At 42.3% G+C, this 22695-nt stretch carries 19 protein-coding genes; 16 read left to right on the top strand and 3 right to left on the bottom strand.

Annotated elements, in window-relative coordinates; all coding sequences use genetic code 11:
* The first annotated feature begins 69 nt into the window (after positions 1-69).
* Together PH210_RS17155 and PH210_RS17150 are read left to right on the top strand one after the other, a co-directional pair.
* On the top strand, positions 70-588 hold the full coding sequence (locus tag PH210_RS17155; RefSeq protein WP_483312123.1) for a YfiT family bacillithiol transferase: 519 nt from the start codon (positions 70-72) through the stop codon (positions 586-588).
* Between the two features lie 200 nt (positions 589-788).
* The gene (locus PH210_RS17150) at positions 789-2162 is read left to right on the top strand and encodes a UDP-glucose dehydrogenase family protein (RefSeq protein ID WP_289987226.1); all 1374 of its coding nucleotides are present in this window, start codon (positions 789-791) and stop codon (positions 2160-2162) included.
* 29 nt (positions 2163-2191) lie between these two features.
* On the opposite strand, the gene PH210_RS17145 is transcribed toward PH210_RS17150, so the two are convergent.
* Positions 2192-3913 (bottom strand): sigma-54 interaction domain-containing protein, encoded by a 1722-nt coding sequence (locus tag PH210_RS17145; protein WP_289987224.1) that lies wholly within the window; start codon positions 3911-3913, stop codon positions 2192-2194.
* Between the two features lie 308 nt (positions 3914-4221).
* Between PH210_RS17145 and PH210_RS17140 the strand changes: the two genes are divergently transcribed.
* From PH210_RS17140 to PH210_RS17110, 7 genes are all read left to right on the top strand, one after another.
* Complete coding sequence (locus PH210_RS17140) at positions 4222-5943, top strand: N-tau-methylurocanate hydratase (protein WP_289987222.1); 1722 nt, start codon at positions 4222-4224, stop codon at positions 5941-5943.
* A gap of 212 nt (positions 5944-6155) precedes the next feature.
* The gene (gene hutI / locus PH210_RS17135) at positions 6156-7397 is read left to right on the top strand and encodes an imidazolonepropionase (protein ID WP_289987219.1); all 1242 of its coding nucleotides are present in this window, start codon (positions 6156-6158) and stop codon (positions 7395-7397) included.
* Between the two features lie 21 nt (positions 7398-7418).
* Positions 7419-8588: a M20/M25/M40 family metallo-hydrolase gene (locus PH210_RS17130; RefSeq protein ID WP_289987218.1), complete on the top strand. Its 1170-nt coding sequence runs from the start codon at positions 7419-7421 to the stop codon at positions 8586-8588.
* Positions 8589-8735: 147 nt separating this feature from the next.
* Positions 8736-10256, top strand: a complete 1521-nt coding sequence (gene hutH, locus PH210_RS17125) for a histidine ammonia-lyase (RefSeq protein ID WP_289987217.1) — start codon at positions 8736-8738, stop codon at positions 10254-10256.
* A gap of 89 nt (positions 10257-10345) precedes the next feature.
* Complete coding sequence (locus PH210_RS17120) at positions 10346-11152, top strand: basic amino acid ABC transporter substrate-binding protein (RefSeq protein ID WP_289987216.1); 807 nt, start codon at positions 10346-10348, stop codon at positions 11150-11152.
* Between the two features lie 82 nt (positions 11153-11234).
* Positions 11235-11891 carry an amino acid ABC transporter permease gene (locus PH210_RS17115; protein WP_289987213.1) on the top strand — a complete coding sequence of 219 codons (657 nt, stop codon included), beginning with the start codon at positions 11235-11237 and terminating at the stop codon, positions 11889-11891.
* The gene (locus PH210_RS17110; RefSeq protein WP_289987211.1) at positions 11888-12610 is read left to right on the top strand and encodes an amino acid ABC transporter ATP-binding protein; all 723 of its coding nucleotides are present in this window, start codon (positions 11888-11890) and stop codon (positions 12608-12610) included. Before PH210_RS17115 ends, PH210_RS17110 begins: the two co-directional genes overlap by 4 nt.
* Positions 12611-12776: 166 nt before the next feature.
* Here PH210_RS17110 and PH210_RS17105 read toward each other — a convergent pair whose 3' ends face one another.
* Together PH210_RS17105 and PH210_RS17100 are read right to left on the bottom strand one after the other, a co-directional pair.
* Complete coding sequence (locus tag PH210_RS17105) at positions 12777-14003, bottom strand: glycosyltransferase family 2 protein (RefSeq protein ID WP_289987209.1); 1227 nt, start codon at positions 14001-14003, stop codon at positions 12777-12779.
* Complete coding sequence (locus PH210_RS17100) at positions 14000-14791, bottom strand: hypothetical protein (protein WP_289987207.1); 792 nt, start codon at positions 14789-14791, stop codon at positions 14000-14002. Before PH210_RS17100 ends, PH210_RS17105 begins: the two co-directional genes overlap by 4 nt.
* Before the next feature lie 183 nt (positions 14792-14974).
* Here PH210_RS17100 and PH210_RS17095 point away from each other — a divergent pair, with 183 nt between their 5' ends.
* The 7 genes from PH210_RS17095 (at position 14975) to PH210_RS17065 (ending at position 22685) form a co-directional block, all read left to right on the top strand.
* Positions 14975-16618 carry a polysaccharide deacetylase family protein gene (locus tag PH210_RS17095; RefSeq protein ID WP_289987205.1) on the top strand — a complete coding sequence of 548 codons (1644 nt, stop codon included), beginning with the start codon at positions 14975-14977 and terminating at the stop codon, positions 16616-16618.
* Between the two features lie 173 nt (positions 16619-16791).
* The gene (locus tag PH210_RS17090; protein ID WP_289987203.1) at positions 16792-18279 is read left to right on the top strand and encodes a spore germination protein; all 1488 of its coding nucleotides are present in this window, start codon (positions 16792-16794) and stop codon (positions 18277-18279) included.
* 14 nt (positions 18280-18293) lie between these two features.
* The gene (locus tag PH210_RS17085; RefSeq protein ID WP_289987202.1) at positions 18294-19403 is read left to right on the top strand and encodes a GerAB/ArcD/ProY family transporter; all 1110 of its coding nucleotides are present in this window, start codon (positions 18294-18296) and stop codon (positions 19401-19403) included.
* Positions 19400-20614, top strand: a complete 1215-nt coding sequence (locus PH210_RS17080) for a Ger(x)C family spore germination protein (protein WP_289987200.1) — start codon at positions 19400-19402, stop codon at positions 20612-20614. The genes PH210_RS17085 and PH210_RS17080 overlap by 4 nt, the downstream gene beginning before the upstream one ends.
* On the top strand, positions 20611-20835 hold the full coding sequence (locus tag PH210_RS17075; RefSeq protein ID WP_289987199.1) for a hypothetical protein: 225 nt from the start codon (positions 20611-20613) through the stop codon (positions 20833-20835). The genes PH210_RS17080 and PH210_RS17075 overlap by 4 nt, the downstream gene beginning before the upstream one ends.
* 174 nt (positions 20836-21009) lie before the next feature.
* Positions 21010-21375 carry a P-II family nitrogen regulator gene (locus PH210_RS17070; RefSeq protein ID WP_289987197.1) on the top strand — a complete coding sequence of 122 codons (366 nt, stop codon included), beginning with the start codon at positions 21010-21012 and terminating at the stop codon, positions 21373-21375.
* Positions 21375-22685 carry an ammonium transporter gene (locus PH210_RS17065; RefSeq protein WP_289987196.1) on the top strand — a complete coding sequence of 437 codons (1311 nt, stop codon included), beginning with the start codon at positions 21375-21377 and terminating at the stop codon, positions 22683-22685. The genes PH210_RS17070 and PH210_RS17065 overlap by 1 nt, the downstream gene beginning before the upstream one ends.
* Positions 22686-22695: the final 10 nt, after the last annotated feature.

Raw genomic sequence — 22695 nt, 5'->3', positions numbered from 1 at the left:
CCCACCTTTACGCACTTAGGGACTGCTTTGATAAATGAGTTGTCCCTTTTTTCATGAGGAGGAATGGAAATGGATCAGAGATACCCAATAGGGAAATTTCAGTATGATGGTGAGATTACGCCCGATGTTGTGGAGTGCTGGATCAATGAGATTGAAGCATTACCTGGATTGTTACAGGATGCGGTAAATGGCTTAAATGATAGACAACTAGATACACCTTATCGTTCTGAAGGGTGGACAGTCCGGCAGGTAGTCCATCACCTTGCGGATAGCCATATGAATGCCTATATTCGTTTTAAATTAGCTCTAACAGAGAAAACTCCTGTCATCAAGCCATATGATGAAGGAAAATGGGCTGAACTGCCAGATTCCAGCTTGCCGGTTGAAATTTCACTTTCGCTGCTGGAAGCTTTGCACAGCCGTTGGGTCCATCTGCTGCGGAATCTAAGGCTTGATGATCTAGAAATGAAGTTTATCCATCCAGAGTCAGGAGAAGTGACTGTAGGAAAAAATATTGGTATTTATTCATGGCATGGTAAGCATCATCTTGCACATATCCTAGCTGCAAATGCAGGTAATCGCAGCTAGCCCTACATACAAAGAAGAAAACCTTCATCTATTAAGGGAGTCAATGTCTAATTCACATTGATTCCTTTTCGTTTTCTATAAATTACCTGCTTAGTAGGAACAGATAATCTGGTATGGTAGTTTTGGAAATCAATAAATCGAATCGATATTTTAGCAGGAATTCAATATTTTTTAGCATGCTATAAATAAATGAACAAGGGGTGAGAGGTCTGGCGATAAATAAAATTGCGGTGATTGGTACTGGTTATGTTGGTTTAGTTACCGGTTCTGTTCTTGCCGATTTGGGATTAGATGTTACATGTGTAGATAACAATAGTGAAAAAATTAACGGGTTAAGAGAAGGGATCGTTCCTATTTACGAGCCGGGGCTTGACTTGATTGTAGAACGAAATATATGTGCAAAACGTTTAGTTTTTACCACTGATATAAAAAAAGCTGTTTCCGAATGCGATGTCATCATGATTGCAGTTGGTACTCCGCCAGCTGCAGACGGCAGCGCGGATTTACAATTTATCGAAGCGGCAGTCAGGGAAATGGCTAGTCATCTAAATAATTACAAAGTAATTGTTAATAAAAGTACCGTACCGATTGGCACTGCCCAAAAGATTAAAGGATGGATTTTTGAAGAACTAAGACTTAGAGGAGTTTCCTACGATTTTGATATTCTGGCAAACCCGGAATTTTTAAGAGAAGGCTCCGCCATCAATGATTTCTTACATCCAGATCGAGTTGTTATCGGATCTGAAACAACGAGAGCTGTGGATATAATCAAACAAGTGTATCGAGTATTATTTTTAGACGATTCCCAATATGTCGTCACCGATTTGGAATCAGCTGAAATGATTAAGTATGCTTCAAATGCTTTTCTTGCGATGAAGGTAACTTTTATGAATGAAATAGCTCATCTATGCGAAAAGGTAGGGGCAAATGTTCAGGATGTAGCAAATGGAATGGGAATGGACAGGAGAATAGGTTCGGAGTTTTTACTTCCTGGTCCAGGTTTTGGCGGAAGCTGCTTTCCAAAGGACACTCGGGCGATAGCGGAAGTGGGAAGGCAAATGGGAGCACCCGTTTCCTTAATTGAGCAAACGATACAAGCAAATGAAAATCAAAAACTATTAATGGCCCGCAAAATCAGTGATGAAATGGGAGATTTACAGGGTAAGCAGCTGGCCGTATTGGGTTTGTCCTTTAAGCCTAATACTGACGATATGAGAGAGGCTCCTTCTATTACCATTCTTAATGAACTTGCCAAAAAAGGAGCAAATTTTAAAGTTTATGATCCGATTGCCTGCAAAGAGGCAAATAGAAGACTAGAGCATTTAAGGGACAGAATTGTTTATTGCAGCGATGAATACGAAACAATGAAGGATAGTGATGCCTTAATCATTATCACTGAGTGGAAACAATTTCGAAATCTTAATTTAGAAAAAGTCAAAATTCTCCTCAAAAAACCGATTTTCTTTGATTTAAGAAACCTTTATCAAAAAAGTTATATGGAGGAGAAAGGATTTAAGTATGTTGGCGTGGGCCAGGGGACAAAATTCCAGCCTTTTTTAGTTGAAACTTCATAAAAAATAGGAGGTACGTACCTCCTATAATTTTAGATGCTGCTGCTTGGCTTAACCAGACCATGTTTTTTAATATGATACTGCAAACTTTGCCGGGTGATTCCAAGGGTTTTGGCTGCCTGCGAGATATTCCAATCCGCTTCATCTAACGTTTTTTGAATATAGTGCTCTTGCGAATTGGAGAAGATCGATTTAAACGGATTCTTCTTCAACTCCTTTTCCTTTGCTGCCTTCCCTGATTTAGTCACCAGTAATTTCTTCTTCATAAATGCCGGCAGATGGTCAACATGGATCGCTGCATCATTTTCAGAAGCCCGAATGATTAAATTTTCGATTAAATGCTCGAGCTCTCTTGTGTTCCCGGGCCAATGATATTGAAGAAGAATCGAGAGCAGCTCAGTTGAGAGATTCGGAACCTCTTTATTAAATTTCCGCCGGTACTTATCGAGGAAAAAATGAATGAAAAAATGAATATCCTCTGTGCGCTCCCTTAAAGAAGTAATATATAGGCTTGTATGTGCGAGTCTGTAAAATAAGTCGAGGCGCATTTTTCCTTCCTCTATTAACCTTTCCGGATCCTCGTTTGATGCACTGATTACGGTACATTCCACAGGGGTCACTTCATTTGACCCCACTCTTCGAACTAATCGTTCCTGAAGAACACGGATTAATTTCGATTGCAGCGTCAGCGGCATAGAGTTAATTTCATCGAGGAAAAGTGTCCCGTTCTTGGCATATTCAAACAGCCCTACCTGATTGGCTGCCCCGGTAAATGCCCCCTTCACTGTCCCAAATAACGTGCTTTCTAAAAGAGTTTCCGGTATCGCCGCACAGTTTATTGCGACAAATGGATTTTCTGCTCTTGGGCTGTGATTATGGATACTCTGAGCAAATAATTCTTTTCCTGTTCCCGTTTCCCCAACGATTAGCACGTCGGTATTATGTATGGCAATATTTTGCGCCTCAAGAATGAGATTTTTTAAGGCAATGCTTTTTCCTTTAATATCATCAAAGGAAAAGGTTGTCCCGTTTTTTAATGGGCGATTAGTTGAATCCGATTGAACGACCTGCCTCCGAAGCTCAATCGTTTCATGAAGCAAATTCTTGAGTTTGGATTCATTCGTACTAATCGAAAAAACAGCAATCGTTTCCCCATTCTTTTGAATCGGATAAGTACTGTAATTCACATACTTTGGTACCCCATTGATTGTAGAGTGAGCCCGATATCTGGAGAAGATCGGTTTGCCGGTTTTAAATGTATGCTTGTGCTCAGAATATTGCGGGTTATAATTATAGGCTTCCCAAAGGTGTTTCCCGAGTATTTCTCGGCTGTCCAAACCTTCTAATTTTTCCTGAGTCCCGTTGTACAACACAATTTTGCCATCGTGGTCACTCATCACCACGCCTTCGTTCAGAGATTCGATAATTTTTTCAAGACAGTATAACCTTGCTTTTTGATTGGTTGTTATATTGGTTGTATCTTCTATACAGAGAATCAGATAATCTTGGTCCATAGAGAATTTTTTTACCTCTACTGCCAGCTTCTTATCCTTTACTATAACTTGATAGATGTCATTTTCTACTAAAAGTTCTCCCTTATTTGGAAGTAAATCAAAGATATTGCTTCCAATGGGAAGATTTAATTGGAGGTCCTCATTTACATCATGCCATAAAATTTCGCAGTTGCCATTTAAGACAATGACTCCTTCTACAAAGCTTCTAATCAGTGAACCGATTGATGCGGCATTACTCATACCAAAGCCCCCTTTAAAAGTATCTGACTATACTTCAAAATATAACATTTATTATGAATGTTTAAAATAATCTGCATGCAAATTTCATCTGCACTAGTAAAGAATGCAAACGTTTTCAATGTTGAGGCTTTAATCGACTTTACCCCCGTAAACCCTGCAAAAACTATCTGCGGCCTTTTTGATATGCTAAGCATAATTTAATAGGTTAGTAGCACGATTTTTAAAGAAAAAGCACGAATCCTCCATCTTGGCACGGTACTTGCAATATAAAAATACGAGTACACCATCTAATCTAGGAGGAATTATATATGTCAAAACCAGAAATCTTATATTCCGTTAAAGCACAGAGAGGACCGGAACTTCGCTGTAAGGGCTGGAGACAAGAGGCCATCTTGCGGATGCTTGAAAACAATATGGAGAACGCTGAAAAGCCGGAAGAACTCGTCATTTATGGCGGGATCGGAAAAGCGGCCCGTAACTGGGAGTCCTACCACGCCATCGTAAAATCGTTAAAGGAACTGGAAGATGATGAAACACTGGTTGTCCAATCCGGGATGCCTGTAGCCGTCTTCAAAACTCATAAATATGCGCCAACCGTTGTCATGGCAACGACGAACATCATGAAGGCAGACTGGCCGACATTCTATGATCTACAAGATAAAAACTTAACGATGTATGCAAATTATACAGCGGCTCCATGGGAATACATTGGTACCCAAGGTGTTATCCAAGGTACATTCGAAACCCTATCAGCGATTGCCCGCTTACATTATGACGATTCCCTGGTTGGGAAAATCCTGTTAACAGCTGGGGCAGGCGGTATGGGAGGCAACCAAACAAGAGCGATGACGATGCATGGCGGTGTCGCCATTCTTTGTGATTCCAATGTCGAAATCATTAAGCGCCGTATCGAAAAGAAATTTATTGATGTTTTAGTAGATTCCTTGGATGAGGCGATTGCCTTGGCGAAGGAATATGCGGCAGCGGGAAAACCATTAGGGATCGCTGTAGTTGGTAACGCAGCTGATATTTTTGAAGAAGTTATTCAAAAAGGGTTTCTGCCAGACATCGCCACATCGATGACACCAGCCCATGACCCAATCTCTTACCTGCCAGCTGGTTATACTGTTCAAGAAGCAGAGGAGCTTCGTGACAATGACCGTGAGTTTTATTTAGAAAAAGCACGTGAAACGATGGTACGCGAGCTAAAAGCACTCATTAAGTTCTTAGACTTAGGGGTGAAATCATTTGAATACGGTACAAGTATCCGAAAGGAATGTATCGATGCCGGCATGGATGCGAAGGAAGCGAAGCGTTTGCCAGGCTTCGTTGCTGAATACATCCGTCCTCTCTTTTGTGAAGGCCGCGGCCCATTCCGCTGGGTTTGTCTATCCGGTGAAGCAGAGGATTTACGAAAGATTGACGATATGATTTTAGAAGAGTTCAGTGATGATTTGCTTGTAACCCGCTGGATCAAGCTTGCCAAAGAACATATTCCAATCGAAGCGTTGCCGGCACGTATTTGTTACATGGGCTTTGGTCAGCGGAAGAGATTCGCTTTAAAAGTAAATGACATGATTCGAAAGGGCGAGCTTGCCGGACCAGTTGCTTTTTCACGAGATAACTTAGACTCCGGTTCCATCGTGAATCCTACTTTTGAATCTGAAAATATGAAGGACGGCGGCGACTTAATTTCTGACTGGCCGGTATTGAACGGTCTATTAAACGCAGTCGGAATGTGTGATTTGATTGCCCTTCAAGCGAACTATTCGATGGGGGAAGCGGTTCACACCGGTGTAACGATGGTTGCCGATGGTACAGCAGAATCGGATATGAGGCTGGAAGTGGCGATGACCGTTGACTCAGGAATCGGCGTTATCCGCCATGCCCAGGCTGGTTACGAAACTGCCCGTGATGTAGCGAATGGTAAAGGAAAACTTACGAACGAAAGCATCAAGGTACCGTTATGGTGGTCACCAAAAGCAACGTTTGGTCCTAAGGATTTAGAAAAGGAAAACGTAAAGGCATAAAGCTAGAAAGAAAAACTCGATAGTAGAGATCCCGAATTGATCTCTACTATTCTTCATTGCTCGGTATTTGAATCGCTGATAAAACTGTGATATTCGCTGATAAATGCTCCGGATCCGCTGATAAAACCCAAAAATTCGCTGATAAACTCTAAAAATCCGCTGATAAGGGTAATTTTTTCGATTTACATAAAGATTGGAGGTTTTTAAATAGTATGTCTGAAACAAAGTTGAAGATAAAAATAGATTTAGTGATCACCAATGCCTCCGAAGTCATCACCTGCTTGGGCGAAGGCATGAGGGATATTGGCGTCCTCCAAAATGCCTGGATTGCCATTAAGGATGGGAAAATTGCTGCTGTCGGTACGGAAGAGGAGATAAAGCAGGAATTCATATTAGAGCATTCGTCCATCATCGATGCTAAAGGAAAGGTTGTCGCCCCCGGTTTCATAGATTCCCACACTCATTTAGTTTTTTATGGTACTAGAGTAGAAGAGTACGCAGCAAAGGTGGCGGGACTTGACCCCCAAAAAATTGGAATTGCTGCAGGACCGAACCGGACTGTTGAATTAACGAGAAATCGACCGGCTGAAGAGCTGTTCGAACAATCGAAATTACGGCTGATGAACATGCTGGATTATGGGATCACCACAGTCGAAAGCAAGAGCGGCTATGGCTTGACGACCGAGAGTGAAATCAAAATTTTAGAGGTCAGCAGAAGGTTGAATAAAGAAACACCAATCGATGTACTTAATACGTTTTTAGGTGCCCATGGATTTCCGGAAAATTTAACGAAAGCCGAATATCTTTTTAAAATCGTCAACGAGATGATTCCGCAGGTAGGAGAGCGGGGACTGGCGGAATTTTGCGATGTTTGGTGTGATGAAGGTTATTTTACTGCAGCGGAATCAGAAGTCATCCTGAAAGCCGGGCTCCAGTATGGAATGAAACCAAAAATTCATGCCGATGCCTATTCCTATATTGGCGGGTCGGATCTCGCAGCCGAAATGAAAATGGTGTCGATTGACCATTTGAATTACACTCCAATTGAAGTAATGGAAAAGCTAGCTGAAGCGAATGTTACCGGGGTGTTAATGCCGGCCCTCGATTTTGCGGTCGCTCATAAACGTCCGTTCGAAGCACGAAGAATGCTCGACCTTGGTATGAACATCGCCTTGGCGACGGATTTATGCCCCGCCTGCTATACCGAATCGATGCAATTTGTGATTAACCTTGCCTGCCGGCTTTATCAGTTCTCTGTGGAAGAAGCGATTAAAGCTGCCACCTATGGCGGCGCAAAGGCGCTTGACCTCGATGACAGGGGTGTCATCGAAGAAGGAAAATTAGCAGACTTGCAAATTTGGGATGTCCCAACCTATAAGCATATCGCTTACGAGCTTGGGACGAACATTGTGGAAACTGTGATTAAGAACGGCAAGATTGTCGTCAGCCGCTAATTATATAAGGAGGGACACTGAATGAGAACGAATCAAGCAGCAAAAGCCGCTGACCATATTAATGCGGGCCGCCTGCAGGAATTGTTTTTGGAGCTGGCAAAAATAAATGCTCCGAGCACAAAAGAAAGTCTTGTGGCGGAGTTTTTGAAAAAAGTACTGCCGGAGCTAGGTTTTACCTTAGAGTTTGATGAGGCACACAAAAATTTCGATGGCGAAGTAGGGAACTTAATCGCCTGGAAGGAAGGAACCGATCCTTCGATTCCGCCGTTATTTTTCTCAACGCATATGGACACGGTACTGCCAACTGAAGGATTGAAGCCAGTCATTAATGAAGGCGTCATTTATTCAGATGGCACGACCATACTTGGAGCCGACGACAGGGCGGCCTTGGCAGCTTATTTGGAAGCGATCCGCGCCATTATCGAGAGCGGCGTCCCGCATGGACCGATTGAATTCATTTTAACGGTCAATGAACAGCCGGGCCTAGTTGGTGCCACATATATGGATTACAGCAAGGCAAAAAGTAAAACCGGCTATATATTTGATAGCAGCGGTGATGTCGGCCAGATTATTTTAAAAGGCCCCTACAGCAGCCGGATTTGGATGGAGGTTCAGGGAAATGCCGCCCATATCGCCCTCAATGCTGAAGAAGGCAACAGCGCGATTCTTCTTGCGGCCGATGGATTAGCGAATATGAAGCTTGGTGCGATTGATGAGGAAACACTTGCCAATATTGGGGTTATCAAAGGCGGTGAACTGACATCGATCATTCCGGGCATTGTCACGATTGCCGGTGAGGTGCGAAGTTTTTCAAAGGAAAAATTAGATGCCCAGCTAAAGCATATGGAGGAAGTCATGAAGCAGGCCGCCGCGAAAAAGGGCGGAAAAGTGAACGTAAGGATTGAGAAAAAGTACCTCGGCTTTGATATTCCAGAGGATGATATTTTAGTAAAAACAGTGGAAGCTGCGGCTCAAAATATAAACGTGAAGCCGTATTTAACGAAAACATTAGGCGGTGCCGATACGAATGTGTTAAATGAACATGGACTAATCTGTTTGACGCTTGGACTGGGATTCCAAAATATCCATTCCTTCAGGGAATGTATCAGCATTGATAACCTGATTAATACAGGGCGATTAACAGCTGCATTGATAGAACAATGGTATGTAAACCATAAAACCGAGGAATAATTGGAATGTATTTTTATTAGGCTGTTGTAATTCTATCATGGTTGATTGAGGTGTCTGAAGCACAAATCAACTACTAAGTTTAATAGAGTTAATTAAGAGCTTTATAATGTTTTATAAAGTCGAAAACCTTCATAGGAGTGAGAAATTATGGGCAGCAAAGAATTGGTAGAGTTGAAATTAGTAGAATTAGACGGCTTGACCCTGGACCGTTATAAAGTGGAAAGCGTCGCAAAGGGCGAGGCGAAAGTAGACATACCGGAGCATAACTGGCTGCGGGTGCGGGAAAGCCGCAAGCGCGTGGAAAAACAAATCAATGATGGAAAAGTCGTATACGGTGTGAATACCGGGTTCGGAAAACTCAGCGATATCGAAATTGACCGGGAAGATAATGCGAAATTGCAGTTGAATTTATTGCGTGCCGATGCAGTCGGTGTCGGCGAACCGCTTCCCATCCCCGTTGTCAGAGCGATGATGACACTGAGAGCCAACTCCCTTGCGAAAGGCTTCTCTGGAATCAGGGAAGAAACGCTGCAGCTACTCATCGACATGATCAACAATGGGGTTCATCCGGTTGTTCCTTGTAAGGGTTCGGTCGGTGCAAGCGGCGATCTAGCTCCGCTTTCTCATATTGCGATTGTATTAGTCGGCGAGGGGAAAGCCGAATTCAAAGGCGAAATCCTGCTGGGTGCAGAAGCTCTAAAACGTGCGGGGCTTAAACCGGTATCCCTTCAAGCAAAGGAAGGTCTTGCCCTTATTAATGGAACTCAGGCGATGTCTGCAGTAGGCACACTTGCTTTAAATGAAGCAGAACGTGTCGGTGTTGCCGCTGATATGGCCGCCTGTTTAACGATGGAGGCACTGAACGGAGTGGTTTCTGCTTTTGACAGCGAGCTTTTAGCGGTCCGGCCGCATCCGGAGCTGGAATTGGTGGCTTCACGGATGAGGAATTGGCTGGAGGGCAGTAAACGTATTACCCGCCAGGGAGAAATTCGCATACAGGATGCTTACTCGATTCGCTGTATTCCCCAGGTTCATGGTGCCTCATGGCAGGCGATTCAGTATGTCGATCAGCGCTTGAGTGTGGAGATGAACTCAACTACCGATAACCCCATTGTTTTAGAAAGCGGTGAAATTCTCTCAGGAGGGCACTTCCATGGACAGCCCATCGCCTTATCGATGGACTTTTTAAAGGTGGCGGCAGCAGAATGGGCGAATATTTCCGAGCGCAGAACAGAAAGGCTCGTCAATCCGCAATTGAGCGGTCTATCGCCATTCCTGGCAGTAGACCCTGGATTGGAGTGCGGACTGATGGTGGCGCAATATGCTGCAGCATCGCTTGTTTCGGAAAATAAAGTTCTCGCTCACCCGGCAAGTGTGGACTCGATTCCGACTTCGGCCAATCAGGAGGACCACGTCAGCATGGGGACGATTGCCTCAAGACAAGCCCGCGAGATCATTCATAATTCTGCAAGGGTTATTGCGATTGAAATGATCTGCGCCTCCCAGGCGATTTATTTGGAAAAAGCAGAAAAGGAATTGGCACCGGCAACAAGAGCGTATTTAGAGAAAATTCGGGAAATCTGTCCGCCGCTTGAATCGGACCGGGCGATATCAGATCAAATCGAAGAACTGGCGCAATTTATTTTAAGGGATCCATCTTTGATTTAAGTTTTAAAGAAAGAGATTGAGCTGTTCAAGGCTTAATCTCTGCATAAAAGTCTGAATTTTAAGACTTCTAAATATAAAGGGGGATCATTATGAAGTCGTATAAAATTTTATTTATCGTGTTCGCCTTAGTGTTGATTGTATCAGCATGCGGTACCAGCAAGACCACCAGCGGAGGTGGAGAAGGCAGTCAGGACAAGAAAACACTGAAGGTTGTGACCAACGCGGAATATGCTCCGTTTGAATACATGGATAAGGGAAATATCAAAGGGTTTGATCTTGATTTTATCAAAGTTGTGGCAAAAGAAGCCGGTTATCAAATTAATGTCGTGAATACCGGATGGGATCCTTTATTTGTTGAAATAAAAGGGAAAACAGCTGATTTTGGTATTTCAGCAATCACAATTAACGATGAACGGAAGCAGACGTATGATTTTTCAACCCCTTACTTTTTATCAACCAATGAAATCCTCGTGCCGGATGGAAGCACGATTAAAGGTGCAGCAGATTTGAAAGGGAAAAAAGTAGCTGTGCAAAATGGAACGACAGGGCAAGAGGCTGTTGAAACCATTCTTGGAAAAAACAGTCCCGACCTGAAAAAATTTGAGAGCACCAACTTAGCGATAATGGAATTGAAAGGCGGCGGTGTAGATGCCGTGGTTGCTGATAACACAGTCGTCGAAGAATACGTAAAAAATAATCCAAACGAAAAAGTAGTCTTGATTAAAGATGATGCAGCCTTTGAAAAAGAATTTTATGGACTGATGTTTCCAAAGGGCAGCAAGCTAAAAGCCGACTTTGACAAAGCCATCAAAACAGTGCTGGAAAACGGTGAATATGCAAAGATTTACCAACAGTGGTTTAAGGCTGCTCCGGATGTGAGCTTGTTAAGCGAATAATGGTGGAATTGCGTAACTCTTCTACAAAAGGCAGTTACGCAATTTTTGGGTGAGAAAAATTTTAATAAAGGAGGATTAACCTATGGATTTTCGTTTTGATTTAATATCTGAATATAGTTCTTTTTTTCTAAAAGGGACGATGCTCACTATCGGTCTTTCCATTGCCAGTATTTTGTTCGGAACGATTTTGGGGCTCTTAATTGGACTCGGCAAAATGATGAAAAATAATTTTCTTGCGCAGCCGTTTGCCTGGTATATCGTCTTTTTCCGCGGAACACCTTTTTTGGTTCAAATATTGTTGATTCATTTTGCCGTTGTGCCGTTGTTCCTTGGAAAAACGAATGCCATTGTGGCAGCTATTTTAGCTCTTTCGTTTTGTTCTGCTGCATATATTGCGGAGATTTTCCGCGCGGGGATCCAATCGATTGATCGGGGACAGATGGAGGCGGCACGATCGTTGGGGATGAATCATCTCCAAGCGATGCGCTATGTGATTTTGCCGCAGGCTTTTAAACGGATGATCCCACCGTTAGGAAATGAGTTTATTGTGTTAATCAAGGATTCGTCACTGGCCGCATTAATTGCAGCGCCAGAGCTCATGTATTGGGGACGAGCCATGCAGGGGCAGTATTTTCGGGTCTGGGAGCCGTATCTTACCGCAGCAGTAATCTACCTCCTGTTAACACTTAGCTTAAGCTTTCTTCTAACTAAACTAGAGAGGAGGCTCGCGACCGGATGATCAAAGTGAGAAATTTAAAGAAATCATTTGGGCATCATGAAGTATTAAAGAACATTAATGTTTCGGTTCAGCCGCAGGAGGTTGTCGTGGTGATAGGTCCTTCCGGCTCAGGGAAGTCCACCTTTTTACGGTGTATCAATTTATTAGAGACGATTTCAGACGGACATGTTTATATAGAAGGTATTGATCTTGCGGACAAAAAAACAGATATCAATAAAGTGCGGACGGAAGTGGGCATGGTCTTTCAGCAGTTTAATCTGTTTCCACATAAAACGGTTATTGAAAATATTATGCTCTCGCCGATGAAGGTGAGAAAGGTTGCTGCGGAACAAGCAAGGGAGAAAGGGTTGGCCCTTTTAAGAAAGGTTGGGCTCGAAGACAAGGCGGATGCATATCCGGATTCGCTTTCCGGGGGCCAAAAGCAGCGTGTCGCCATTGCCAGGGCCTTGGCAATGGAGCCGAAAATTATGCTTTTCGATGAACCCACTTCTGCCCTGGACCCGGAAATGGTTGGCGAGGTATTAGAGGTGATGAAGCAGCTCGCCAAGGAAGGAATGACAATGGTCGTTGTGACCCATGAAATGGGTTTTGCTAGAGAAGTTGGCGACCGTGTCATTTTTATGGATGGCGGCTTCATTGTAGAAGAAAATGTTCCAAGTGAATTATTCGAGAATCCAAAAGAAGAACGGACGATATCCTTTTTGAGTAAGGTTTTGTAAAAAAGAAGACCAGTTCGCGCTGCGATTTGGTCTCTTTTATCCGCGAGTAAACGAGGTATTTCGGCCAGTAATAGTAGTGTTTCCGCGAGTAAATATGAAATATTAGCGATAAAAATGCCACCCCCCATAAAAAAAGGTGACCTATCCAGGTCACCCTCTCCACTACTTAAGCTGATTTCTTAAAGCGTACCGTTTTATCCCACATTGGTTCTTTCTTTGAGCGCTTCAGTTTGATTTGGAAATAAACGCCGCGTGCCAACAGGAAGACCCAAAGCTGGGCGTAGGTAAAATACATCAAGAAAGAAACAACCAAATCACTCAATTTCATACGTTTATCGATTACTTGTGAAGCAGTGAGCTGAATAAAGTAAATCAGCCAGGACTCAAACCAGATTGTCATCAGCGGCACAGCTGCATCACTCTTCAATTTGCCGAAAAGGCCCAGCACAAACCAGGTATCAGACACTAATAGAAAAGAAACGAAACCAATGTAGATGACTAGCAATTGTGAGGAATGGATAAAATTTTTGCCTTTGAAAAACTTAGGTTCCTTCAAGGTTTTTTCAATCAGATATAAATTGCCCTGCATCCAGCGAGTACGCTGTTTGATCCACACTCTTAAGTTTTCCGGCTCCTGCTCCCACGTTCTTGCTTCCGGGACAATCGGCAGCAAGCCGCCATTTTGTGTGAGCGTTAACGTCAAATCTGCATCCTCTGCCAAAGCATACGGATCAAAGCCGCCTGCCTCCAACAAAGCTTTCCTGCTTATAAGCACGTTCGTTCCAGTTAGGGACCCCAATTTAAAAAGCTTCCATCTTCCAGCCTGCATGATTAATTGAAATGATGAAAACTCTAAGGCAATCATCCGGGTTAGTAAATTGGTTCTTTCGTTGATTGTCTTCACATAGCCGACAGCCCCGATTGCCTGTGGAGTGGTTTCAGCTGCTTCGACAAGTAATTGGAGTGCTTCCGGCTCGGGTTGATTATCCGCGTCATAAACACAAACATAATCTGATTGACTAATCGAGATCCCGTAATTGAGCACCCGGGATTTTCCCTTCGGTGTTCCAGAAGGAACTTCGATATGGTGTATGTTATTGAAAGTTTGAGCGTAAAAACTTGCAATGTTTCCAGTCTCATCCTGAGAATTATCATTTAACAAATAGATATCCAGACGCCCTGGGTATTTTATTTTTGTCATGGCATAAAGCGTTTCAGCGATAACGACTGCTTCATTATGGGCAGGGATGAGGATGGAAACGCTTGGGTAGTGGTCCAATGGTGTGTGCGGCCGCTTTTGGCCGCGATAAATGATTCCGGTAACGGTTAAAATGGAATAATAGAGTAATAGAAGCCAGAAAAAGATTGAGATGGTGGTCAGCGCTAAATTCATGCAATTTTCTCTCCTTTTCTCCAAGCTTGAATTAAGGAGTGAATTGCATTCCAATTGTCTGATACTTCTACTCTTTCAATATGATGTAAAACGGAATCGAGTCCTTTTGCTTTTTTTATAGCCTGAGTGATCCGTTCTACGACAATTTCCACACCATTTTCATTCGTATTATTTAAAAATATCAAAATTTCCGTGCCATTTAAATGGCAGGCAATATCGTACTCTGCTCGGATTGATTGTAAAATAAGTTTGGATAATGTTTCATTGATGATTCTCGCTTTATATGCGACTTCTTCACTATTAAAAAGGAGTTTTACTAAAAATGCTTGTTCTTTTCTTCGTTTCATTCCTGTAAAAAGAAGATGGGCCTGGGCAAGGAACTCGTTAAAAGTGAGGAAGCCTGTATTTTCTTCGACTTTTTGAAGTCTTTCAATCTCTCGTTTTAGGGTTTTGATTTCATTGCTGTTACTTTGCAGACAATACCCGCAAATCCAAGCTAATATCACTCCAATAGTGATCACCACCTGCAGTTGAATATTCATCCCTTGGGCGATAATATCAAGATGCTTGTTCCAAGAAAATCCAACATTAAGGAAGCCGAGAGCTAAAATAAAGGTGACCAAGATTGAAAAACTAAAGATGGGACGGACTATAATCGATAGCAGTCCAATAAGTGCCATGGTGAACAGCATGGTGATGATGAAATATTGATCTAAAACAAATTGAGCCCAGATGAAAGTAAGGAGAAGTCCAAGCAGCAAAAGCATGGGGTTTGAGTAATATTTCATATTAAGGCCTCCTCTATTTTAAAAATAGGATGAATGTAGCAGAACTAAGTATCTATAATTGAAGTTTACCACAAATTTTTACAATAAAATTGAAAATTCGTATTTTATTACTAATTTTCTAGGTAATTTGACATTTTAATTGTAAAATTAATGGTAGATATTTAGTTTTATAGGGGGGAAGCAATGAAGTTCTTCTTAAGCCTTGCGATATTTATTATCATTCTGGCTCAAACTGGGATTGCCCATGGTAAGGAGCCTGTTAACAACAAAGTGTTAATCATCTATACCCAGACTGGGTTCGAGAATTTAACTCAAATTAGGATCTTAGACAGTTTGATTGGCCATTTTTCTAACAATATTTCTATCATAAAGGATAGTCAAATCGGGTCAGTAAATCTAGAACAGTATACCCATCTTTTTTACTTCGGTTTAGAGCAGGTGAAGGTAGATTTAAGGGACTCTATTAAAAGGTTTAATGGACCTGTTTTTATAATCGGAAAAAATATTGAACAATTTGGTTTATCCTTTGTTACCGCGAAAGGTGAAACCCTTATAAAGGCTGTATCTCTTAAGGAAAAGGGGTTAACCATTCCCTTGCCTGAGGAGCGATTAGCCTTAAAAATGGAAGCAGATTCAACAGCTCAGGTTCTGCTGGAGGGGATGAATAAAGAGGGGAAAAACATTCCCTTATTAATAAGGAAGGATCGGTTCTATTATTTAGCAAGTGAATCCTTGTTTAACCCCATTGGGAATTTTTTAGGGGAAGTGCTGTTCCCTTTTTTTAACCATCCTAAAAACAATCTTCATAATAAGTATCTTAGATTAGAGGATATTAACCCAAAAACGGACCCTGATAGACTAATGGAAATAGCAAAATACTTAAAGGAGAAGAATATTCCATATATCATTTCACTAATACCTGTCTATTCCGATGCAAAATCAAAGACAGAAGTTCACTTATCCGATTCTCCTAAACTCGTAAAAACCTTAAGATTTATGCAGAACCATGGAGGCAGTATCATTCTGCATGGGTATCGTCATAAGTACAAGGATAGTGAAACAGGCGAAGGCTTTGAATTTTGGGACGTTGAAAATGATCGGCCTATTTTTCAAGAAAAAGACGAAGCAGTCAAAAAACGGCAGGATTTTCATTCTGAAGAAGAATACATAAAAAATAGTGAAGACTTTGAACGTAAATATATCGAAACTATCATTGAAAAAGGGATTCAAGAGCTAGTCACACATAAACTGTACCCACTTGCATTTGAGGCACCGCACTATGCGATGTCAGAAACGGGCTACCAAGTATTGTCCAAGCATTTTTCTACCTATGTGGGCCATATCCAATTAACGGATCAGTCATGGCAGGGAGTTTATGCCCCTTTGTTTGAGACAGAACCAAGCTATCTCCATGGCATGAAAGTTCTGCCCGAAACAGTTGGATATGTAGTTGACGGTGATAAGAATTCCATAAATGAAATAGAAAAAAAGTACCTTATTAATGAAAATTTCTCTGATGCCTACATTTCAGGCTTTTATCATCCTTATCTCGGCTTACAAAAGTTGAAAAGCTTAGTCACTGCCTTTGAATCGGTCCCCAACACTGAGTGGCTGGATTTGAAAATGTTCGATAATAGGGTTTCGGTCCCAGGAATAACGATTACTTCAGAAAATGGAAAAATGACAGTAAATAAAGACTTCATTTCTAGCGAGTACGAAAGGAATAACTTTTTGAAAAAACTCATTCCATGGACTGTGTCCTCAGGTCTGATCATCATTTTTATAATTTATGCTATTTTGGCGCGCAGAAATAGGCAGCGCCAATGAGGTGTTTAGATTGAATCCCATAGTGGGTTCTTTTTTTTATTGGGATAAGGGAAAAACAACAATTTATGCGAAAATAGCCTTGGATAATAAAACCATTTAAAAGCATACTAAAACATGGAATTATTTTTCGGAAATAGGCTATTAGTCTGAACCAATAAAATGAGGAATTCACGATGGAATTACTTTCACGCCATTTAGTTGAAAATGAAGCATTCCTGAAATCAACTTTCATCGATTGTCCTGATGTTATTTTTCGCAGCTTTTTAATCGGGAAAGAAACAAAAGCCCTTCTTATTTATACGGAAGGTTTGGCCAATATAGAAGAAATCGATAAAAATGTACTTTCACCCCTTATGCAGCAAGAAACAGAGGGAATCCCGGACATTCAGGCGGTACTTGAACAGAAGCTGTCCGTTTCAAAAGTGAAACCAGTTACTGATACAAAACAGACCGTTCAGGAAATTTCTTCAGGGAATCCGGTTATGTTAATTGATCAGCAACTACCTGGCATCACAATAGGTTTAGCGAAATGGGAAAAACGTGCCATTGAAGAACCGATGGCTGAATCCGTCGTTCGGGGTCCAAGGGAGGGCTTTACGGAAACCATCAGTGTTAACATATCGCTTTTACGAAGAAAAATTAAGTGCCCAAATTTAAAAATGAAATCATTAGTCGTAGGGCGCTATAGCCAAACGCAAATTGTTTATATGTATATCGAAGGGATTGTTGATCAACATCTGCTTGATGAAGTCCATAACAGGCTGAACCGCATTGATATCGACGGTGTATTGGAGAGCGGCTATATCGAAGAGTTCATCGAGGATTATCCTTATTCACCTTTCCCGCAAATTTTAAATACAGAACGTCCGGATGTTGCCGCATCAGGCTTGCTGGAAGGCCGCGTAGTTATTTTAGTCGATGGCACACCAATTGTTTTGATTGCACCAATCTCCCTGTATTCTTTGTTTCAGGCTTCTGAGGATTATTATCAACGGTTTATGATTGGAACACTCATCCGCTGGCTTCGTTATATTTTATTGCTCATCGCCTTAGTGCTTCCGTCTACTTATGTGGCGATTCTTACCTATCATCAGGAGATGCTTCCAACGACCCTTTTATTAAGTATAGCGAAATCAAGAGAGCAAATTCCGTTTCCAGCACTGATTGAGGCAGTTATTATGGAGATTACGTTTGAGGCAATAAGGGAGGCTGGGATTCGTTTGCCCAAACAAGTCGGTTCCGCTGTCAGTATTGTTGGGGCTTTGGTCATTGGTCAGGCGGCTGTCTCTTCGGGGCTTGTTTCGGCACCAATGGTCATGGTAGTAGCCATCACAGGGGTCACTTCTTTTGCCATCCCCCGTTACAACGCCTCCACTGCTATTAGAATGCTCCGCTTCCCTATGATGGCAGCGGCAGGGACACTGGGATTACTCGGAATTATGCTCGGGATTCTTGCCATCATTGTTCATTTAAACACGATCCGTTCCTTTGGCGTTCCCTATCTATCACCAATGGCACCGATGAAGGGAGCGGAAATGAAAGATGTATTGATTAGAGCACCATGGTGGTCCCTTAAAAAACGCCCCCGCTTAACAGGATATTCTAATACAAATCGGCAGCCGGAGGGGCAGAAACCAAACCCGCTTAAGGGAACTGAATAGGAGTTGAAGTGGACATGCTTGAACGAGGCAAAATATCGGCATTACAAATGGCCTTTATGATGAATCCGACCATTTTAGCTACTGGTTTACTGCTCGTCCCTGCGATTACTGCGAAAACAGCCAAACAAGATTTGTGGTTATCGCCGATTTGGGCATCTTTCATTGGTTTTATGATTGTATTTGTTGCTTATCGGCTTCATAAGCTCTATCCAAAGGAAACCATGTTTGAATACAGCGAGCAAATTCTCGGAAAAATTCCAGGGAAAATGGTTGGCGCAATTTTCGTTTTTTATTATTTTCATGTAACGGGCATTATCGTCCGTGAGTATGGAGAGTTTATATCAGGCACCTTCCTCCATCAGACACCCATGGTCGTTGTGTTTTCGACCATGATTATTGTTTCCGCCATGGCTGTCTATGGCGGTCTTGAAGTAATAGGAAGATGCTCGGAGATGATTGTCCCCGTTTTGTTAGTCCTTTATTTGGTTATATTTGTCATGCTGTTAAAGGATTTAGATACCAAAAATTTTTTTCCGATGTTGGAGAACGGCTTAGGGCCATCCCTAAAGGGTTCGGTTGTCCTGCAAAGCTGGTTTAGTGAATTTATCCTCGTTTCTTTTTTCTTCCCCTATTTAAGAGATCATGATAAAGGGATGAAATGGGGAATGATATCTGTTTTTAGTGTGATGTTTTATATGGTGCTGACCAATGTAATGGCCCTTTTGTTATTTGGAAAATTGACCGCTTCATTGACTTATCCTGTTATGGTAGCGGCTCGGTATATTAGTATTGCTGAATTTTTGGCCCACTTGGAGTCGATCGTGATAGCCCTTTGGGTTGCCGGTACATTTATAAAGATTACGGTTTTTTATTATGTGCTGGTCCTTGGAATTGCACAGTGGCTGAAGCTTTCTGATTTTAGGTCAATTGTGCTTCCGATTGGATTTTTGCTAGTTCTATTTGGGGTGTGGTCAGCGCCCAATTTGCAGGTACTATCACACTTTCTTAGTACTTCTGCTCCATTTTATTTATTATCAATCCAGGCTGGCATTCCCGTTATTCTTCTTATCATTGCGTGGATTAAGAAGAAAAGGCAGCAAATGAAAGGGAAATTAATAGGATGAATCCGGATTATGGGCAGGCCAACCTTAGGAAAATCTTTTTTCTTTTCCTCATTGTTTTTGTTACTTTGTTAACAGGTTGTTGGGATAGAAAAGAGGTAAATGATCTGGCATTGATACGAGGTGCTGGTATTGATAAAAAACAGAATGGAAAAATGGAGCTTACCGTTCTTTTGTATATTCCAAAGGGCGGCAGCAGCAGTGAACAGGGAATGGAGGGCCCAGGCGGAGGCGGGACCATGCAGACGTTGATCCGCTCTGCTCAAGGAAATACCATTGCTGAAGCGATGTCGATTCTTCAAGAAAAGCTGCCGCGCAAAATTTTCTGGGGCCATTGTGAAGTGTTTATTTTCAATGAGGCGATAGCTAAAGAGGGAATTGCCGAGGATGTCGATTTTTTTATTCGTATGCCAGAGCTTCGAGAACGATCTCAACTATTTATCAGCAAAGAGAGAGCTCGAAAAATATTAAGTCTTCTTCCGCCGCTGGAACGTGATCTTGCAGAAGTAGTTCGAGAATTGGGGGAAGAAAAAATAGGGATGACGGTTACCACCAAAGATTTCGCGGAAATGCTGGTAAGTGAGGCTGGTGATACGGCCATTCCGTGGATTAAGATTCTTCCTCCAATTGAAGGGCAGGAGGAGAAGCGTACCATTGCCTATATTACAGGAACAGCGATATTTAAAAGGGATAAAATGGTGGGTAAAATTGATGATTCCCTTACACGAGGGCTTTTGTGGCTTAGGGATGAAGTGAGGTATTCTACCATCTCCGTTACACCTAAAGGTAAAAAAGGTTTTGTTTCCATGAAATTGCTGCGGGCCAATTCGAAAATCGTTCCGAAAATAAGAAATGGCAAATGGGAAGTCGTACTGAAAGCTGAGGCGGACGATGATATCATGCAAAATACAACCGACATAGACGTGACGAATCCTAAAGTAGTGAAGGCTTTAGAGCAACAATTAAACAGCCAGCTTGCTAACAGAGTGAACGAAACATTAAAGGAAGTTCAAAAGGATATGAAAGCAGACGTTTTTGGGTTTGCAGACGCCTTTCACCGTGAGTATCCTGAAGTTTGGAAAAAAGAAAAACATCGTTGGAATGAAATTTTTCCAAACGTAAAAGTAACCATAGCATCGAAAATTAAAATTCAAAGACAAGGAATGCAATCCGGTCACCCGCTCATTTCTAGTGAGAAGGGGCAAGCAGAATGAAAATGGTTTATTTATTGGGAACGACTCTGCTTGTATTATTAATGGTCCTTTCCCAGTTGGAAAAAATAAACAAAAATCAAAAAAAAGATAAAGTGGTTTTAATTGTTTTTTCAGTTTTTGGATGGCTGATCGCAATCCTGTTAATCTTTTTCCCAGATGTGCCCGGTCCTTCAGAATTAATTGATGTGTTGTATAAGCCTCTAGGAAAACTACTTGAATAGATAGCTTTGGTTCAATATCCCTGATATAGGGATATTTTTTTGTGTAAGGGCTTACATTATTATTGAAATATTCAGAATTGATTAATTGGCGAAAAAATTCCATTGACGAGGGGTTAGGCGATGTTATATATTTTTACATATTGATGTTAGGAAATATAACATTGGGGTGTTTCCATGAAAAAGATTGAGGCAATAATTCGGCCGGAAAGGCTTACAGATACCATAAAGGGCTTGAAAAAGATAGGTATTACCGGTTTTACCGTATCCCAAGTGGTTGGCCGCGGTAAGCAAAAAGATACGCAGGGTGTGTACCGCGGGAAAAATTATCAGGTAACCTTGCATCCAAAAGTAAAGCTGGAAATTGTTCTTTCGGATTATTTGGTAGAATCGACCATCCGCACCGTTGTCCAGGCAGCCCGGACAGGAGAAGACGGAGACGGGAAAATATACGTCTATCCGATTTTGGAGGCGTACAATATTCGGACGGGAACGATTGATTATGATATCGATGATTTAGCAAATCGAGAGGGGGGATCATAATGGCACTGATGTATATCAATACCATTTGGGTGGTTCTGGCTGCGGCCATGGTGTTATTTATGGAGGGAGGCTTCAGTTTATTGGAGGCCGGGTTTGTCCGGACGAAGAATGCTGTCAATGTCACGATGAAGATTTTTGTCGACTTAACGATCGGCGCCTTAGCATTTTGGCTGATTGGTTTTGGGGTTATGTTTGGCAAGGATGCTTTTGGAATTGTTGGCACAAGCCTGATCGGCAGTCCTGAAAAAATTACCCTTTCGATTGAACTGCCCAGTGTGGCGTTTGTGCTTTTTCAGATGGGATTTGCGGTTGCTTGTATTTCAATTATTTCGGGTGCACTGGCAGAGCGGATGAATTTTAAAGCCTATGTAGTCACAGCGGCCCTAATTTGTATTATTATTTATCCTTTGTCCGGTCACTGGATTTGGAATAGCGATGGCTGGCTGGCGAAATTAGGAATGAAGGATTTCGCCGGTTCGGCGGCAATTCATGCGGTTGGCGGCTTTGCTGCTTTTGCGATGGCGAAATGGCTGGGACCAAGGAAGGGCAGATTCAATTCTGACGGCAGTGTTAACGTTTTTGCCCCTAGTAATATTCCATTGGCATCCGCCGGTGCGTTTATTTTATGGTTTGGCTGGTTTGCATTTAATGCCGGCAGTACGTTGGATGCCTCAAGCTCAAGCCTTGCCCCGATTGCAATCAACACGATGTTAGCTGGAGCAAGCGGCGGTTCGGCTGCTTTATTTTTAACGATGAAGAAGTTTGGTAAAGCTGATCCAAGTATGACGATCAATGGCGTTTTAGCGGGATTAGTTGCGATTACGGCTGGCTGTGCGTTTGTTTCCGAATGGAGTGCGGTTTTAATTGGGGCGGTTAGCGGTTTTCTGGTAATATATTCAACGTTATTTGTGGATTATTTAAAGGTGGATGATCCTGTCGGCGCTGTGGCTGTCCATGGTTTTAGCGGTGTGTTCGGAACAATCGCGGTCGGGTTGTTTGACCGGTCAGCGGGATTGATCACCACAGGTGATTTCTCGCTTTTAAAGGTTCAGCTTCTAGGGGCAGCTGTCGTGATTATATGGGGGCTCCTTGGCGGAACGTTTATGGCGAAGGTTTGCGAAAAAACGGTTGGCTTACGTGCATCTGAGCGGGAAGAAGAAGAGGGGCTTGATATGTCCTACCACGGTATTCCGGCATATAACGAATTGGAGCGTTTCACGGATCTGCCAACCAGTTTATTTAATTTCGAAGAAACCACAGGTGTCACGGTTGCGGCTCCTGTTACGAGCAAAGCAAAGGCGGCTGATTAAGCCGCCTTCA

The organism is Paenibacillus sp. BSR1-1 (assembly GCF_030403775.1).
In the GTDB taxonomy this organism is placed as follows: Bacteria; Bacillota; Bacilli; order Bacillales; family Cytobacillaceae; genus Neobacillus.
This window is presented reverse-complemented; position numbering and strand designations above follow the sequence as displayed.

Bases quoted from the DNA above. Each gene is read 5' to 3' on its own strand.
- PH210_RS17100 (WP_289987207.1), bottom strand. From the start codon at position 14,791: ATGAAATATTACTCAAACCCCATGCTTTTGCTGCTTGGACTTCTCCTT.
- PH210_RS17095 (WP_289987205.1), top strand. From the start codon at position 14,975: ATGAAGTTCTTCTTAAGCCTTGCGATATTTATTATCATTCTGGCTCAA.
- PH210_RS17155 (WP_483312123.1), top strand. From the start codon at position 70: ATGGATCAGAGATACCCAATAGGGAAATTTCAGTATGATGGTGAGATT.
- PH210_RS17120 (WP_289987216.1), top strand. From the start codon at position 10,346: ATGAAGTCGTATAAAATTTTATTTATCGTGTTCGCCTTAGTGTTGATT.
- PH210_RS17130 (WP_289987218.1), top strand. From the start codon at position 7,419: ATGAGAACGAATCAAGCAGCAAAAGCCGCTGACCATATTAATGCGGGC.
- PH210_RS17105 (WP_289987209.1), bottom strand. From the start codon at position 14,003: ATGAATTTAGCGCTGACCACCATCTCAATCTTTTTCTGGCTTCTATTA.
- hutI (WP_289987219.1), top strand. From the start codon at position 6,156: ATGTCTGAAACAAAGTTGAAGATAAAAATAGATTTAGTGATCACCAAT.
- PH210_RS17080 (WP_289987200.1), top strand. From the start codon at position 19,400: ATGAATCCGGATTATGGGCAGGCCAACCTTAGGAAAATCTTTTTTCTT.
- hutH (WP_289987217.1), top strand. From the start codon at position 8,736: ATGGGCAGCAAAGAATTGGTAGAGTTGAAATTAGTAGAATTAGACGGC.
- PH210_RS17110 (WP_289987211.1), top strand. From the start codon at position 11,888: ATGATCAAAGTGAGAAATTTAAAGAAATCATTTGGGCATCATGAAGTA.
- PH210_RS17115 (WP_289987213.1), top strand. From the start codon at position 11,235: ATGGATTTTCGTTTTGATTTAATATCTGAATATAGTTCTTTTTTTCTA.
- PH210_RS17140 (WP_289987222.1), top strand. From the start codon at position 4,222: ATGTCAAAACCAGAAATCTTATATTCCGTTAAAGCACAGAGAGGACCG.
- PH210_RS17145 (WP_289987224.1), bottom strand. From the start codon at position 3,913: ATGAGTAATGCCGCATCAATCGGTTCACTGATTAGAAGCTTTGTAGAA.
- PH210_RS17070 (WP_289987197.1), top strand. From the start codon at position 21,010: ATGAAAAAGATTGAGGCAATAATTCGGCCGGAAAGGCTTACAGATACC.
- PH210_RS17075 (WP_289987199.1), top strand. From the start codon at position 20,611: ATGAAAATGGTTTATTTATTGGGAACGACTCTGCTTGTATTATTAATG.
- PH210_RS17085 (WP_289987202.1), top strand. From the start codon at position 18,294: ATGCTTGAACGAGGCAAAATATCGGCATTACAAATGGCCTTTATGATG.
- PH210_RS17090 (WP_289987203.1), top strand. From the start codon at position 16,792: ATGGAATTACTTTCACGCCATTTAGTTGAAAATGAAGCATTCCTGAAA.
- PH210_RS17065 (WP_289987196.1), top strand. From the start codon at position 21,375: ATGGCACTGATGTATATCAATACCATTTGGGTGGTTCTGGCTGCGGCC.